The organism is Inconstantimicrobium porci (assembly GCF_009696465.1).
Classification (GTDB): domain Bacteria; phylum Bacillota; class Clostridia; order Clostridiales; family Clostridiaceae; genus Inconstantimicrobium; species Inconstantimicrobium porci.
On the sequence record NZ_VULX01000001.1, the window covers coordinates 356,515 to 372,861 of the forward strand.

Consider the following 16,347-nt stretch of genomic DNA (forward strand, 5'->3'; position numbering starts at 1 on the left):
TTTCCAATCTAAATTTCCTTAGCCTTATTTATAATTTCATAAAGCTTATTAAATGCCTTCATTGGAGTAATATTTATAATGTCTATATCTTTAAGCTCTTTTATAAGTTCTTCTTTTGCAAGCATTGAAAAATCCATCTGCATAGGAGTGTCAATTAAATAGTCCTCTGTTGATGATTCCTGCACTTTAGATTTAACCTCATTATTAGTTTTGAATTCAGTATCTACTACTGCTTCCTCTATATCTGTATTATTCTCAAGTTCTTTAAGTATATCCTTCGCTCTTTTTATTACCTTCTCAGGAAGTCCTGCAAGTTTAGCGACTTCTATACCATAAGAATGATCAGCACCACCTTCAACTATCTTTCTTAAGAATACAACACTGTTGTCTATTTCTTTAACTGCAACTGAGTAATTCTTAACTCCAGGAAGTTCATCCTCAAGCTTAGTAAGTTCATGATAGTGTGTAGCAAATAAAGTCTTACATTTTAAATCAGGTGATTTACTTATATGCTCTACAACTGACCATGCTATACTTAATCCATCATATGTAGAGGTTCCTCTTCCCACTTCGTCTAAGAGCACAAGGCTATTGTTTGTAGCATTTTTTAATATGTTTGATACTTCAGCCATTTCAACCATGAAAGTACTCTTACCTCCAGCAAGGTCATCTGATGCACCTATTCTAGTAAATATCTTATCACATACAGATATATCTGCTTTAGATGCAGGTACATATGAACCAATATGAGCCATAAGAGTAATTAATGCTACCTGACGCATATAAGTAGATTTACCAGCCATATTAGGTCCTGTAATAATAAGTATGTTATTTTTATCTTTATTTAAAAGTGTATCATTTGAAATAAAGTTTTCTTTGGGTATTACTTTTTCAACCACAGGATGTCTACCATCTTTAATATCTATATATCCTTCTTTATTTATAATAGGTTTTATATAATTGTTTTCAAGAGCTATAAATGCAAATGTAGATATACAATCAAGCTCAGCTATTAATTTTGCTGTTTTCTGCATTCTCTGAATCTCAGCCTCTATTTTGTTTCTAATGTCTACAAAAAGACTATATTCAAGGCTGCATAGCTTTTCTTCTGCCCCAAGAATCTTATTTTCAACTTCTTTTAATTCATCTGTTATAAATCTTTCGGCATTTGTAAGTGTCTGTTTACGTATATATCTTCCTTCAGGGATAAGATCATAATTTGATTTGGATATCTCAATATAATATCCAAAAACTTTATTATACCCAACCTTTAATGATTTTATACCAGTAAATTCTCTTTCCTGATTTTCAAGCTTTGCTATCCATTCCTTACCATGAAGCTTTGCTCCCCTTAATTCATCTACTTCGCTGTTATATCCAGTCTTTATTATATCTCCATCCTTAACAGACATTGGAGCATCTTCTATTAATGACTTTTCAAGCAATTCTTTTAAATCATTAAGTTCATCTATATTATTATAATAGTAATTAAGCTTAGCAGAACTTGATGAACAGATCAGCTTTCTTAACTCAGGAATTCTTGTAAGTGAATTCTTAAGAGAAATAAGATCTTTAGCATTAACATTTTTTGTAGCAATTTTACCCACAATTCTTTCTATATCATAAATCTTATTTAGTGATTCTCTCAAATCATCATTAAGAGGCACATTATAGTAAAGTTCTTCTACAGAATCAAGTCTTTCTTCAATAGCCTTTTTGTTAAGTAAAGGCTGCTCAATCCACTTTCTAAGCTGTCTGCTGCCCATTGAAGTCTTTGTTTTATCCATTACCCATAGCAGAGAGCCTTTTTTATTCTTTTCATGTATATTTTCAGTAAGCTCAAGATTTCTTCTAGTATTACTGTCTATCGTCATATAATCAAGTATTTCATATCTATCAATCCTATTTATGTTTGATAGTGTACATTTCTGTGTATCACATATATACTTTAATAAAGCACATGATACTATTTGTTCAATATCATTAAGCTTCTGTGACTCTTCCTTAGAAAACTGGTTAGATAAATATGTAGCATCATTTTCAAAATATGAATCATCTTTTCTTGTCACCATTATTCCTAAATACAAAATGCTATCAGCTATATCGCTGTTCATATTTTCGTTTATAAGAATTTCAGTAGGTGAGAATTTTGATATTTCATCAAGTAAAAGAGCTTTCTTTCCATTGAAGCTGGTACATGAAAAATCACCAGTTGAAATATCAGATACTGCTAAAGATATCTGGTCACCTTTATGGTAAACAGACATAATAAAATTATTCTTTTCTTCATCTATAAATGATGAATCATTAAATGTACCTGGTGTAACAACTCTTATAACATCTCTTTTTACAAGTCCCTTAGCTTTTGCAGGATCTTCAACTTGTTCACATATTGCTACCTTAAATCCTTTTGAAATAAGCCTTCCTAAATAATTTTTCGAAGCATGGAATGGTATTCCACACATTGGAGCTCTATTTTCGAGTCCACAGTCTTTCCCTGTTAAAACAAGCTCTAATGCTTTTGATGCTATTTCTGCATCATCAAAAAACATTTCATAAAAATCACCGACTCTAAAGAACAAAATGCAATCCTTATATTTTTCCTTCATTTCTAAGTATTGCTGCATCATAGGTGAAAGTGCCATAAACAATAAACCTCCTTAAAAGAAAAAGCTCTTTAAAAAGAGCTTTTATATTTCCTCTCCAATTAATGAAAAGGCATGAGCTTTTGTAATTTTAACATTAACAAGCTCTCCAATATTTTCAGTCTTCCCTGTAAAGTTAACAAGTCTACCGTCTCTAGTTCTGCCCATTAATTTATCAGGATCATTTTTGCTTGGTCCTTCAACTAATACTTCTACAGTTTTTCCTTCAAATGTACTGTTTTTCTTTGCAATTATTTCATTTGTCACTTCTAGCAGCCTGTTAAATCTATCATGTTTGATTTCCTCTGGTATTTGATTTTCCATCTTATCAGCAGGAGTGTTATTTCTTCTAGAATATATAAATGTGAATGCAGAATCATATTCAACTTCCTTAACTAAAGAAAGAGTATCATTAAAGTCTTCTTCTGTTTCACCAGGGAATCCAATAATAATATCAGTAGATATAGATACATTTGGTATCTCTTTCTTTATCTTTCTTACAAGTTTTAGATATTGATCCCTGTCATAATGTCTGTTCATTTCTTTAAGTATTCTAGATGAACCACTTTGTACAGGAAGATGTATCTGTTCACAAAGTTTATCACAATCTCTTATTGCATATATAAGTTCATCAGTAAGGTCTTTAGGATGTGATGTCATAAATCTGATTCTTTCAAGACCTTCAATCTTATTTATTCTTCTTAATAGATCTGCAAATGTTATATGAGGCTCAAGTCCTTTACCGTATGAGTTAACATTTTGTCCAAGCAATGTTATTTCTTTATATCCCTTAGCTACAAGATCTTTAATTTCATTTTCGATATCTTCAGGCTTTCTGCTTCTTTCTCTTCCTCTAACATATGGTACTACACAATATGTACAAAAATTATTACATCCATACATTACAGTTACGAATGCTTTTACATTGCTTTTTCTTTCTATTGGAATTCCCTCTACTATTTTATCCTCTTTATTTAAAATTTCCTTCACCTGAACTCCTGACTGTTTAACTCTTGCAAGATACTCAGGGAACTTGTAAGAGTTATGTGTACCAAAGATTATATCTACGTAAGGGAACATTTCAAGAACCTTATCTGCCATTCCCTTTTGCTGCATCATACAGCCGCATATAGCAATAATTAAATCCTTATTCTTCTTCTTTAATTTTTTTAAATCTCCAACATTGCCAAATACTTTATTTTCAGCATTTTCCCTAACGCAGCAAGTATTAAATATTATTATAGAAGCATCCTCTTTATTTTCTGTTTGAACATACCCCTGTCTATTAAGCATACCGCATAACTTTTCTGAATCTTCTTCATTCATCTGGCATCCGAATGTTTGAATAAAGTATTCCTTTTTTGACTCTATATTTAATAAATTGTTCTCCATCAAAATCCTCCATGTTTATCTTTTTGCTTTATCTATTATAACATAATGAATAAATAAAAATAAAGACCATTAAAGTCTTGAATAATATCATAATAATATTAGAAAATCCGCACATAATAACATAAGGAAGTGATATTATGTATGATTTAAAACAATGTAACAATACTGAAAACAATTCTGAAAAAGAAAACACAGAAGAATATATTACTGAACGTTCATATTACAAAGACAGATTAAGTAATAGTATTCTTAGTACAAAATCATCATATGTCCCACACGATGATTTATTCTAAAAAAGATAACCTCCCCAAAAAGAGGTTATCTTTCCCATGTAATAACAGAATCATAATATTGAAAACCAGCATCTCTATATATATTATAAGCAGTTTCATTACTGCGGCTGACTCTTAGATAGATATATCTCTGATTTAAGAATAAAGACAAATTCCTGGCTTTTTCAATAAGTTTACTTAATAATTTACGTGCATAGCCGTTATTCCTATATTCTCTTCTTATTCCAAAGTTAACGATAGTAAGTTTTCCTTTGAGATTAATTATCTGCCCCATTCCTATAAAGTTATCATTATCCTTCATAAATATAAGGCCATCATCGATATAATATTCCTGTTCTTCGTCAAAATATATATCATCTTTTGTGATAGGCACTCTTGTATCTGCATCAAAAATATTATTCTGAAGCTCACATCTTATATCTTCATGTTTGTTCTTTATAAATGTTTCAAACGTATCATCATTATCTTCTGAACTAAATAGTGTATTAAGTTGCAGCCTGAGCACATCACTGATATCATTTATTTTAAAATTATAGCTTGGAAGGAATTTGTTGCAGTCTGAATTTATCATCGTTTCATAAAGCAACGTTTTACCTTCACAAAAATCGTCAAAAGAATCAGTCCTATAATCCATAAAATAAAGGTCATTTATAATATACATATCGTTACATAGATGTTGCAACCATAAATAACCATAATATTGTTTTTCATGTTTTAATAGATATATATTTCTTTTAATTAAAATTTTATCTTTAAGTTTTAATGCTTTAAGCAGTTTGAAAACATTGGTATTAATATTATTAAATTTACTGCTTTTAAGAGACATTTCTTTCAAAGCTCTGTAATTAAATAAAGATAAACGTTCAATTTTCATATTACCTATCCCTATAAAATATTATTTAAAGATTATTTTTAAGTGTATCAGTAACATTCTGGATAATCCAGTCAGGAGTAGAGGCTCCTGCAGTTAAACCTATCCTTTCATGCTTAAGTTCCTTAATCATATCTATATCTAATTCTTTCTCATTTTCAATATGAAAAGTATTTTCGCAGTTTTCACTGCATATCTGATATAACTTAGTTGTATTAGAACTGCTTTTGCCTCCAATAACAATCATTATATCAACTTCCTTAGATAATTCATATGCACTTTTCTGTCTTACTTCTGTTGCAGAACATATTGTGTTAAATGCTAAAAATTCCTTAGAAGATTTAGCTACACTACTGATTGTATTCTGCCAATTATCCTGTCTTTCAGTTGTTTGAGAAACAACACAAATCTTATTAGGTAGCTTTGTTTCAAAAGTACCGTCAGAAGTTATTAGCGCCTTGTTGTCACACCATCCATTAATACCAACTACTTCTGGGTGATTTTTATCTCCTAGTATAACAATATTATATCCTTCAACAGAATACTTGTTAACTTTTTTCTGTATATTAGAAACATAAGGACATGTAGCATTAATTACATTCAATCCCTTATCAGTAAGCCTATCTATAACCTCTTTTGAAACTCCATGTGATCTAATTACTATAACTTCATCTTCTGCAAGTTTATCAGCTTCTTCTAATGAAATTGAGAATATATTGTTTTCTTCTAGATGTTTTACAACATCATTATTATGTATTAATGGTCCTAGTGTATATATTCTTTTATTATATTTTTTTTGTATTTTTAATGTTTCGTCAACTGCTCTTTTTACTCCAAAGCAGAAACCTGCACTCTCTGCTAATATTATATCTACAGCCATTATTTCCTCCTATTTTACGATATATTTTGATATCTTGTTTACGACACCATCAATATCAAGTCCTGTTGTATCTATTTGAACAGCATCATCTGCTTTTCTTAATGGATCAACTTCCCTGTGAGTATCGTAATAATCTCTTTTTTTAATATCTTCTAATATATCTTCATATTTAACATCTAAGTGTTTCTCTTTAAATTCTTTATACCTTCTATCTGCACGTTCTTCTGGTGTAGCTGTTAAAAAGAATTTGTATTTTGCATCTTTTAATACAACTGTTCCAATATCTCTTCCATCCATTATAGAATCATACTTTTGTGCCATATTTCTCTGAAGATCAACAAGAAGAGTTCTTACTTCTTTTATCGCTGCATATTCAGAGACATTTTTGCTTATGTCAGGTAGAGTTAATCTATCATTAATATTTTCTCCATTAAGGTATAACTCATCATTTTCAAAGTGCATTTCCATCTTTTTAACTTCACTGCATAGTGTTTCGATGTCTGTAGGTGCAATATTGTTTTTCATTGCCACAAAAGTAACAGCTCTGTACATCGCCCCAGTATTAATATACATAAGATCAAATTTCTTTCCTAATATTTTTGCTATTGTACTTTTTCCAGCTCCTGCTGGTCCATCGATTGCTACTGCTAATTTCATATCTATCACCTCATAAAAAATTATTTATTTTCCTACTTTAGAACCTGCTATAAATCCAGTTGAAAATGCTATCTGAACATTATATCCACCAGTAAAAGCATCAACATCAATGACTTCACCAGCAAAATATAAATTATTAATAATTTTAGACTGCATTGTAGATGGATCTATTTCATTAGTATCCACGCCTCCTGCAGTAACAATTGCCTGTTCTATAGGTCTAAGTTTTTCTACTGACATTTTTAAATGCTGAAGAACACTTACAAGATTTCTTCTTTCAGCCTTAGTTATTTCATGTACCTTTTTATGGCTGTTAACACCACTTAACAAAATTATTTCAGGTATCATATTTCTAGGAAGAAGGTCATCAAGAGAATTTACAAAGTCTTTATTAATATACTTCTTAAAATCTTTCTGTACTCTAATATCTAATTCTTTTTCATCAAGAGCTGGTTTTAAATTAAGTTCACAATAATACGAATTTTGATTTACATCATGTATATGTCTGCTGGCGCTTAAAACAAGCGGTCCTGAAATACCGAAATGAGTAAATATCATTTCCCCTATATCATCATATACCTTTTTATTGTTTTCATATACAGAAAGTTTCACGTTTTTTAGTGATAATCCCTGAAGTCTCTTTACCCAGTCTTCTTTTATCTCCACAGGTACAAGTGATGGCTTAGGCTCCACAATATTGTGACCTAATTTTTTAGCAAAAGTCAAGCCATCGCCTGTTGAACCAGTTAAAGGATATGACTTTCCTCCAGTACATAATATAAAGTAATCACCTTTAATAATATTATTATTACTGTCTACTACACTTATAATTTTGTTATCTCTGTGGTTTACTTTCTTTACTTTGCTTTTTAGTCTTATATCAACGCCGTTTTTATGTAATGCTTTTTCCAATCCTTTGATTATGTCTGATGACTTATCTGATTCAGGAAAAACTCTTCCGCCTCTTTCAACCTTTAGCTTTATACCATTTTCCTCAAAGAAATTCATTGTATCTATATTAGTAAATGTATATAAAGAACTATACAGGAAAAATGGATTTCCAGGAATATAATCAAAAAATTCACTGATATCTTTATTGTTAGTAACGTTGCATCTGCCTTTGCCTGTAATAAATAACTTTTTGCCTACCTTCTCATTACCATCCAGCAATATTACATCATGTTCTTTAGATGCTGTTATGGACGCCATCATTCCTGCTGGACCTGCTCCTATAACTACAACTTTTGCCATTAAATCACTCCTTGTTTTTAATGTTTTACAAAATAAAAGAAAGGCACAATGTATTACCTTTCTTCATATAAATCTTTTTCAGATGAATATACCTGATATTTTTTCCATATTCCTTCTAACGTATTAAATGTATCAGATATTTTATCCTTTTCATGCATTCCTACAGCCACTATTAAAGCATTGATTATACTTAATGGAGCTACTAATGAATCAACAAAAGAAGCCATATTACTTTGAGCTATCAAAGTATAATCAGCCTTAGATGCCAACGGTGAAAGCAGGCTATCTGTAATGGCTACTACCTTTGCGTTTCTACTCTTTGCAAAAGATAATATATTTATTGTTTTCATTGCATATCTTGGAAAACCTATTCCGATTACAAGATCATCTTCATTCAAGTTTATCATCTGCTCAAACACATCACTCATTCCACTACTGACAACTCTTACATTATCTAAAATTATATTAAGATAGAAACCTAAGAATTCTGACAATGCAGATGAACTTCTAAGTCCTATTATGTATATCTTCTTAGCCTTAAATATGCTATTTACAACATCTTCAAATGTTTTATGATTTATCTTTTCAAGAGTTGCCCTTATATTATCTATATCTGCCTTTAAGACCCCTTTAAGCGCATTTTCCTCACTGATATATTCATTAGACAATTCTAATCTCTGAACCGTTGTCAGTTTGTTTTTTATAAGCTCCTGAAGTGCTTTTTGTAATGTCGGATATCCATTAAAACCAAGTTCAATAGCAAATCTTACAACTGTAGATTCACTGACACCTACACTAGCTCCAAGTTTAGCAGCAGTCATAAATGCAGCCTTATCATAATTATTTAATATATATTCAGCAATGAGCTTTTGTCCCTTGCTGAGTCTAGAAAATTTTATCTGAATCAATCTCATTAAATCTGGTTCATTACCTATATCCACAAAAACTCCCCCAATAAAATAAAAATATATATTTTATTCTAACATTTAATGCAATATTAATCAACATACAATTCATTTTGCGTTAATTTAATCAATTGTTTTTTCTATGATAAAAAGTTTCGGAGGATTATTGTGTCTGTTGATAAAGCTCTGCTCCATAACTCCATACTTCTTTGTAGGAAGGTTATTTAAATATTCATTTATGCAGGAATACTCTCTTTTTCCTTCATCATGTCCAACATAACATGCAATAAACATATAGGCACCAGGGCTCAACAACTCAAGACCAGTTTTTATACTCTCTAATGATGTTGAGGCACTAGTAGTAATACTTTTATCGCCACCCGGTAAGAATCCAAGGTTATATACTATACACTGCACCTCTTCATTTATATAATTTCTAAACTTACTATGTGAGTCATTAATTAAAATAACATTATCTTTATTCTTTTCTTTATAATTATCTATTGCACTTTTTTGTATATCAAAAGCATACACTTTATTAAAATTTTTGCTTAAGAAATCAGTATCATGACCATTACCTAAAGTAGCATCTATTGCTGCTTTTTTGTTTTCTATGTAATTATTTATTATAAAATGATATATAGAACATAAATCTCCTACATAATTATACATCTTCATCACCTAATTCATATAAATATTTAACTTCTTTATCAGTAAGGTATCTCCATTCACCCACCTTAGTATCAAGCTTAATCTTGCCAATTGATACTCTCTTTAAAGATATAACATCGTGATTAAAGACTTTACACATTTTTCTAACCTGTCTGTTCTTTCCTTCATGTATAATTATTCTTACCTTGGATTTATTTTTAAATGTTTCTATAACTTCTATCTTAGATTTAGCAGTTATATATCCTCCAATATCAACACCATTTTCAAATAAGTCTATTTCATCAGGTGTAAAACAACCTTTTACAACAGCTTCATAAACCTTATTTATCTCAACCCTTGGATGTATAATATTATTATATACGTCGCCATCATTAGTCAAAAGCAATAATCCTGAAGTATCATAATCAAGTCTTCCTATAGGAAATATCCTTTCCTTGACATCAATAATGTCTATTACTGTTTTTCTGCCTCTGTCATCTGTAACAGACGTAATAACTCCTGTAGGTTTATTTATGGCTATATATACCTTTTCTTCACATGGCACAATCTTTCTGCCATTATAAATTACTTCGTCATTTTCATCTACTTTTGTTCCAAGCTCTGTAATTGTAATACCATTTACTGTTACAAGTCCATTTTGTATGTATTCTTCACATTTTCTTCTCGATGCGACTCCACATCTTGCCATATATTTTTGTAGTCTTTCCATTATAAATCACTCCATTACTATCTGTTATTTTAAAGCCAAAATATATTTTATTCAAGTAATTTATATAAGATAAAAGGGCTGCAAGTTACCTTGCAACCCTTTTATATACAAAAGAAATCTAAATTTTAGAAAAAGAAAAAACCACCTAAAAGAAGCAGTAACCATATTGGGCTGTTGTTAAATCCGCCATTGCCATTTCCTCTGCCGCAATTATTTGGGCAGCATGGTCTGCAAGATTGTTGGCAACATCTCTGGCACTGACAATTCTGACAACATCTGTTGCAGCTTCTATTACAGCAAGTATTGCAATTATTACATCCGCATCTTGACATGTTTATCACCTCAATAATCTTTTGTTATACTACATTGTATGTAGATATTAAAAAAATTCTACATTTTTCTCCTATAAATTCAAAAAATATAATTAAACATAAATTCTTAATAAATAATAAACATTAACGATTTTGTAATATGCTATATTTTATTAAATAGGAAATTATGATAATATTATATTTATTAATATATTAAAGGAGTGATTATTTGAAAGAATTTCTTAAGAAGAAGTCTAGGACTGTTGAATTTATTGTATCAGTTTTAATTATATATATATGTATAAAAATAATTAACAACTATCAGTATTTCTTTGACAGTCTTAATAGTTTATATAACATTTTAACACCATTTATTTTGGCCTTTATATTTGCATATGTACTAAACCCAGTAATGAATTTATTCGAAAGAAAACTTAAACTTAACAGAAAAATAAGCATAACACTTACATATGTTTTAATAATAGCCTTCTTATTCTTAATTGGTGTTTCATTAATACCAAAAATCTATAATAACCTGATTGATATTTCCAGAAATCTTCCATCATTTATCTCTGATATACAGCAATGGGGAGATTCAGTAATATCAAAAAATAAAGTATTCAATGATATAGCAAATAATGTACATTTAGATCCTAATATGATTTTTTCAAAGGCTAAAGATTTATTAGCTAATGGTTTAAATGTTATGTTAAGCAGTACACTAAGCTTTACAAGCTCATTTATAAAAGTAGTATTAGGTTTTCTAATTTCAATTTACGTTCTGTATGATAAAGAAAAGTTTATAGGTATAGGCAAAAAATCTATTTTCCTTTTATTTAGAGAAAAATGGGGCAGAAGAATTGTTGAATTGATTAAAAATATTCATAGATTAATCGGTGTTTATATAGGAATAAAAGGTCTTGATTCACTGATTATTGGTATTATAGCATTCATAGGTTTATCAATATTCAAATGCAAATATAGTATTATAGTCGCTATAATTGTAGGTATAACAAATATGATTCCTTACTTTGGGCCATTTATAGGTATGCTTTGCGGATTCCTTGTTAATATATTCTTCAATCCATTAACAGCCTTTATCGTAGTTATTTTCTTATTTGCATTACAGCAATTTGATGCATGGTTCTTAGATCCTAAGCTTATTGGCAACAGAGTGGGTTTAAGTCCATACTTTGTAATACTTGCTGTTACTATCGGTGGGGGGTTTTATGGAACTATAGGTATGATACTTGCAGTTCCTGTGATGGCTGTGATTAAACTATACTGGTATAGAATTATTAATAAAATTGAATCACTTTATAATAAAGATATAATAAAAAAGGATGCTTAAATAAAGCATCCTTTTTTAATTTATAATATTAGGCAGATAAAATCGCCATCACCTTCATTGATAATTTTCTGCAGAGTCTGTTGCATTTTAACCTGTACATTTTCTGGCATTTTATATAGTTTGTTTTGAAGGCCATCTTTAACCAGCATCTCTAAAGATTTTCCAAACATATTACTCTGCCATAACTTTGATGGATCATTCTCAAATTGCTCAAGCAAAGATTTGACCAATTCTTCTGTTTCTTTTTCAGAACCCATTATAGGAGAAATCTCAGTCTTAATATCTGCTTTAATCAGATGCAAACTAGGAGCACTCGCTTTAAGTTTCACTCCGTATTTAGTTCCCTGTCTTACTATCTCAGGCTCTTCAAACTTCATCTCAGAGAGCTGAGGAGCTACCAGACCATAGCCAGTTTCCTTTACATCTTTTATTGCATCAGCAACTTTATCAAACTCTATCTTTGCATGGTTTAATTCTTTAATCAAACTTAGAAGATCACTTTCATTTTTAATATCGTTACCACACATTTCGCTTAATATTTTGTAGAAAATATTAGCTTTAGGATTTAAATTTACAGTAGCATTACCACAACCCAAATCCATTTCTGCTATATCTGTATCTCCAATGCAGTCATCCTCTTCACAATATTTTTTTATGCATGTTTTTATGTCTCTGACTTTGAATATGTTTTTGCACATATCTTTAACTATGTTTAGGAACTTTTCTTTCAGCCAATGTGATGAATCCAGCTTTTCAATCCATTCAGGCATATCAATATTAATCTCTTTAACTGGGAATTCCTTTAATATACTTACAAACAGTTCACTAATATCATTTTCCTGCATATTAGATACATCAATGGCCTTTACTGGTACATTATACTTATCAGTCATATCCTTCTGAAGTGTTTTTGTTTCTGGAGCATTAGGCTTAGTAGAATTTAGAATTATTATAAAAGGCTTATTTAATGTTTTTAGTTCATTAACAACTCTTTCTTCAGGCTCCTGGTAATCTTCTCTTGCAATCCCTGTAATGCTTCCATCTGTAGTTACAACGAAACCGATTGTAGAATGGTCTGTGATAACTTTTTTAGTGCCTATTTCAGCAGCATCTTCAAATGGAATTGCATAGTCAAACCAAGGAGTATTGACCATTTTAGTATCTTCGCCTTCTAAGTATCCTAACGCGCTCTTTACAATATATCCCACACAATCTACAAGTCTTATGTTAAATTTGATACCTTCATCTAGGTCAATTTCAACTGCCTCATTTGGAACAAATTTAGGTTCTGTAGTATGAATGCTTTTTCCTGAACCACTTTGAGGCAGCTCATCCTTTGCTCTTTCTTTTTTATAGGTATTTTCTATTTTAGGTATTACCATAAGATCCATGAACCTTTTAATGAAAGTAGATTTACCTGTTCTTACAGGACCTACAACCCCCACGTATATGTCTCCCTGGGTTCTTTCAGCAATATCTTTATAAATATTGTAATTATCCATATTGAACCTCCTATATTATTTTTAACAATATATATATATTGGATAATTACAGTAAATATGCTCTAAAACAAAAAAAAGACAGGATTTTATTCCTGTCTTTAAATTTATTTCTTTTCTCTATATTCAATTTCAAGTCCAGTTCCTTCAAAATCAAAACTGTTTCTTAACTGATTTTCTAAATATCTTTGATAAGAGAAGTGAACTGCGCTAGAATCATTAACGAATAAAACAAACTTTGGTGGTTTTACTGCAACTTGTGTTACATAGTAAATCTTTAATCTCTTTAATGCAACTGTTGGGGGCTCCTTCATTAAGACTGCCTTACTTATTACATCATTTAAAACACCTGTAGCAACTCTCTTATTATAATTGTCATAACATGCTTTAGCCATGTCTAAAACCTTATGAACACGCTGTCCTGTTAATGCTGATATGAATAAATATGGAGCATATGATAAGAAGTTAAGTTTCTGCTGCATATCTTTCTTAAAGTTAATCATAGTCTTATCATCTTTTTCTATCAAATCCCACTTATTTACAATAACCATTATAGCCTTATTCATTTCATGAGCATAACCAATTATCTTTTCATCCTGTTCTGTAACACCCTCTGTTGCATCAACCATTAGTATACAGACATCCGCTTTTTCTACAGCAGCATATGTTCTAATTACACTGTAACGTTCTATTTCTTCTTTCACCTTGCTCTTACGTCTAATTCCAGCTGTATCAATAAGTATAAACTTACCCTGTTCAGTTTCAAGGTAGCTATCTATAGAATCACGTGTTGTACCAGGTACATTACTTACAATCACTCTCTCTTCACCAAGAAGTTTATTTATAAGAGAAGACTTACCTACGTTAGGCTTACCTATCATTGCTATTCTTATATATTCATCATCTTCATCTTCGTTTGGAAGATCCTTAAAGTGCTTAACAACCTCATCAAGCATATCCCCAAGACCAAGTCCTTGAGAAGCTGATATTGTAATAGGATCACCTATACCTAGATTATAGAACTCAAAGCAGTTGCTTTCATCTTTAAGATTATCAATCTTATTAACTACAAGTACTACCGGCTTTTTGCTCTTTCTAAGCATCTGAGCTACTTCTGAATCAGCTGCAGTCATTCCTTCTTTACCGTCAACGATAAATACAATAACATCAGCAGTTTCAATAGCAATCTGTGCCTGTCTTCTCATCTGCTTTACTATAATGTCATTATTTTCAGGTTCTATACCACCTGTATCAATCATTGTAAAATTGTAATTTAACCATTCTGCTTCTGCATATACTCTGTCTCTTGTTACACCTGGAGTATCTTGAACTATTGAAATTCTTTTTCCAGCTAATCTATTAAATAATGTTGACTTTCCTACATTAGGTCTTCCAACAAACGCTACTATTGGTTTTGCCATATGCTTTATTCCTCCTCGCAATATTCATTTATTAAATCGATAAGATCCTCGCCTGTATAATCACAAATTATAATCTTAACATCTAACTTTTCTTCTAAGTCTTTTACTTTATAATCGTCAAGCATTATCTGCTCATCATTATCAGCTAATTCATATCCTTTTCTAAACATATTGCTAGACATAATAAGATAATCTGTATTAATCTTATCTTTTATCTGGTTTATTATATCAGTACCAGTTAAAAGTCCGGCAACAGTTATTGTTTCTCCAAAAAAATAATTAATAATCTTATATGTATCAATTTTTATGTTATTATTGGTTTTACTAATACATTCAGCAACAGCTTTAATTTCATCATAAGCTAAAACACCAGTAACCATTGAGAAACTTCCTCTGCCTGTTTTAGTTAACTTTTTAAGATCATTTTTAATTGTATCTCTTAATAATCTTACCATTCCAATACCATCTTCAATCTGATTGTATCCATCATAAAACTCTGCAGATGGTATTTCTTCTTCTGCAGTTATATAAAACTCGTCAGAAAGTCGTACAAATGGTTTACCTATTTCTTTTAAAGCTTTTTCTTGAAAAGCTCTCACATTTTGTATTTCTTTTTTTGCTGATTCTTTATCAAATGTTTTTACTTTTTTTAGGCCTTCTCTAAATTTAGTAATTCCTATTGGAACTGCTGCTACATTCTGTACACTTGGATATAATTCATAGAGATCATTAATAGTATTTAATAATTCATCACCATTATTTACTTCAGGTACAGTTACAATCTGTGCATTAATATGTATTTGTGCTTCTGCAAGTCTCTTTAGTCGCTCTAATATATTACCCGCAAATCTGTTATTTAGCATTTTTACTCTAAGCTCGGGATTTGTTGTATGTACAGAAACATTAATTGGACTTATTCTATATCTTATAATTCTATCAATGTCTTCCTCTTTCATATTAGTAAGAGTAACAAAGTTTCCTTGTAAAAAAGACAATCTTGAATCATCATCTTTAAAATATAATGTATCTCTCATACCTTTAGGTAACTGATCAATAAAACAGAACATACAATTATTTGAACATCTCTTTGCTTTATCCATGATAGCCATATCAAACTCAACACCAAGTTCTTCTTCTATATCTTTTTCCGCTTCAATATCCCAGATTTCACCATCAGGTTTTTGAACTTCAATTTCTACATAATCATCAGACATAAGAAATCTAAAGTCTATTATATCTTTAACTTCAGTACCATTTATAGAAAGAATTATGTCGCCAACTTCAATTCCTAATTCCTCAGCTAAACTATTGGGAAGGATACTCTTTATTTTAGCATTCATATTCTCACCTCTACGTTAATCTATCTATTGTATCTTAAATCCTGTAATAGATTTTGTCAACAAATATGTTCATTAGCCTATATATAGGATGTAGAATAAGAGTATTTTATATGAATATTTATTATCTACTTAGAAACACTAAAAATATTA

Annotated in this window: 13 protein-coding genes and 1 pseudogene; 2 read left to right on the forward strand and 12 right to left on the reverse strand. The window is 30.3% G+C overall.

Translation table 11 applies throughout. The annotated features are described in order from the left end of the window. Window positions 1-8: 8 nt before the first annotated feature. Both mutS and miaB read right to left on the reverse strand, forming a co-directional pair. Entirely contained in the window at window positions 9-2,645 is a 2,637-nt protein-coding gene (mutS, locus tag FYJ33_RS01830) for a DNA mismatch repair protein MutS (protein ID WP_154530058.1), read from the reverse strand. Between the two features lie 45 nt (window positions 2,646-2,690). Beyond that, complete coding sequence (miaB, locus tag FYJ33_RS01835; RefSeq protein ID WP_328598638.1) at window positions 2,691-4,043, reverse strand: tRNA (N6-isopentenyl adenosine(37)-C2)-methylthiotransferase MiaB; 1,353 nt, start codon at window positions 4,041-4,043, stop codon at window positions 2,691-2,693. Between the two features lie 131 nt (window positions 4,044-4,174). Between miaB and FYJ33_RS01840 the strand changes: the two genes are divergently transcribed. After that, window positions 4,175-4,330 (forward strand): hypothetical protein, encoded by a 156-nt coding sequence (locus FYJ33_RS01840; protein WP_154530060.1) that lies wholly within the window; start codon window positions 4,175-4,177, stop codon window positions 4,328-4,330. 25 nt (window positions 4,331-4,355) lie between these two features. Here FYJ33_RS01840 and FYJ33_RS01845 read toward each other — a convergent pair whose 3' ends face one another. From FYJ33_RS01845 to FYJ33_RS01875, 7 genes and pseudogenes are all read right to left on the reverse strand, one after another. Then, a complete protein-coding gene (locus FYJ33_RS01845) occupies window positions 4,356-5,204 on the reverse strand; it encodes a GNAT family N-acetyltransferase (protein WP_154530061.1) in 849 nt (282 codons plus the stop codon). A gap of 34 nt (window positions 5,205-5,238) precedes the next feature. Continuing rightward, window positions 5,239-6,081: pseudogene (locus FYJ33_RS01850) on the reverse strand (4-hydroxy-3-methylbut-2-enyl diphosphate reductase); the annotation flags it as partial. Window positions 6,082-6,090: 9 nt separating this feature from the next. Continuing rightward, complete coding sequence (cmk, locus tag FYJ33_RS01855; protein ID WP_154530063.1) at window positions 6,091-6,738, reverse strand: (d)CMP kinase; 648 nt, start codon at window positions 6,736-6,738, stop codon at window positions 6,091-6,093. A 24-nt stretch (window positions 6,739-6,762) separates the two neighbouring features. Further along, window positions 6,763-7,989, reverse strand: a complete 1,227-nt coding sequence (locus tag FYJ33_RS01860; protein WP_154530064.1) for a BaiN/RdsA family NAD(P)/FAD-dependent oxidoreductase — start codon at window positions 7,987-7,989, stop codon at window positions 6,763-6,765. A 53-nt stretch (window positions 7,990-8,042) separates the two neighbouring features. Next, the gene (locus tag FYJ33_RS01865) at window positions 8,043-8,903 is read right to left on the reverse strand and encodes a MurR/RpiR family transcriptional regulator (protein WP_154530152.1); all 861 of its coding nucleotides are present in this window, start codon (window positions 8,901-8,903) and stop codon (window positions 8,043-8,045) included. A 114-nt stretch (window positions 8,904-9,017) separates the two neighbouring features. Then, window positions 9,018-9,566: a tRNA (mnm(5)s(2)U34)-methyltransferase gene (locus FYJ33_RS01870; RefSeq protein WP_154530065.1), complete on the reverse strand. Its 549-nt coding sequence runs from the start codon at window positions 9,564-9,566 to the stop codon at window positions 9,018-9,020. Further along, on the reverse strand, window positions 9,559-10,278 hold the full coding sequence (locus tag FYJ33_RS01875) for a pseudouridine synthase (RefSeq protein WP_328598639.1): 720 nt from the start codon (window positions 10,276-10,278) through the stop codon (window positions 9,559-9,561). The genes FYJ33_RS01870 and FYJ33_RS01875 overlap by 8 nt, the downstream gene beginning before the upstream one ends. 537 nt (window positions 10,279-10,815) lie before the next feature. Here FYJ33_RS01875 and FYJ33_RS01880 point away from each other — a divergent pair. Beyond that, window positions 10,816-11,937, forward strand: a complete 1,122-nt coding sequence (locus FYJ33_RS01880; protein ID WP_154530067.1) for an AI-2E family transporter — start codon at window positions 10,816-10,818, stop codon at window positions 11,935-11,937. Window positions 11,938-11,957: 20 nt separating this feature from the next. On the opposite strand, the gene spoIVA is transcribed toward FYJ33_RS01880, so the two are convergent. From spoIVA to FYJ33_RS01895, 3 genes are all read right to left on the reverse strand, one after another. After that, on the reverse strand, window positions 11,958-13,439 hold the full coding sequence (gene spoIVA / locus FYJ33_RS01885; RefSeq protein WP_154530068.1) for a stage IV sporulation protein A: 1,482 nt from the start codon (window positions 13,437-13,439) through the stop codon (window positions 11,958-11,960). A gap of 104 nt (window positions 13,440-13,543) precedes the next feature. Beyond that, on the reverse strand, window positions 13,544-14,857 hold the full coding sequence (gene der / locus FYJ33_RS01890) for a ribosome biogenesis GTPase Der (protein WP_154530069.1): 1,314 nt from the start codon (window positions 14,855-14,857) through the stop codon (window positions 13,544-13,546). A 5-nt stretch (window positions 14,858-14,862) separates the two neighbouring features. Further along, window positions 14,863-16,197 carry a DUF512 domain-containing protein gene (locus tag FYJ33_RS01895; protein ID WP_154530070.1) on the reverse strand — a complete coding sequence of 445 codons (1,335 nt, stop codon included), beginning with the start codon at window positions 16,195-16,197 and terminating at the stop codon, window positions 14,863-14,865. Window positions 16,198-16,347 lie beyond the last annotated feature (150 nt).

Bases quoted from the DNA above. Each gene is read 5' to 3' on its own strand.
- FYJ33_RS01865 (WP_154530152.1), bottom strand. From the start codon at position 8,903: ATGAGATTGATTCAGATAAAATTTTCTAGACTCAGCAAGGGACAAAAG.
- FYJ33_RS01860 (WP_154530064.1), bottom strand. From the start codon at position 7,989: ATGGCAAAAGTTGTAGTTATAGGAGCAGGTCCAGCAGGAATGATGGCG.
- FYJ33_RS01845 (WP_154530061.1), bottom strand. From the start codon at position 5,204: ATGAAAATTGAACGTTTATCTTTATTTAATTACAGAGCTTTGAAAGAA.
- FYJ33_RS01895 (WP_154530070.1), bottom strand. From the start codon at position 16,197: ATGAATGCTAAAATAAAGAGTATCCTTCCCAATAGTTTAGCTGAGGAA.
- FYJ33_RS01870 (WP_154530065.1), bottom strand. From the start codon at position 9,566: ATGTATAATTATGTAGGAGATTTATGTTCTATATATCATTTTATAATA.
- spoIVA (WP_154530068.1), bottom strand. From the start codon at position 13,439: ATGGATAATTACAATATTTATAAAGATATTGCTGAAAGAACCCAGGGA.
- der (WP_154530069.1), bottom strand. From the start codon at position 14,857: ATGGCAAAACCAATAGTAGCGTTTGTTGGAAGACCTAATGTAGGAAAG.
- cmk (WP_154530063.1), bottom strand. From the start codon at position 6,738: ATGAAATTAGCAGTAGCAATCGATGGACCAGCAGGAGCTGGAAAAAGT.
- FYJ33_RS01840 (WP_154530060.1), top strand. From the start codon at position 4,175: ATGTATGATTTAAAACAATGTAACAATACTGAAAACAATTCTGAAAAA.
- mutS (WP_154530058.1), bottom strand. From the start codon at position 2,645: ATGGCACTTTCACCTATGATGCAGCAATACTTAGAAATGAAGGAAAAA.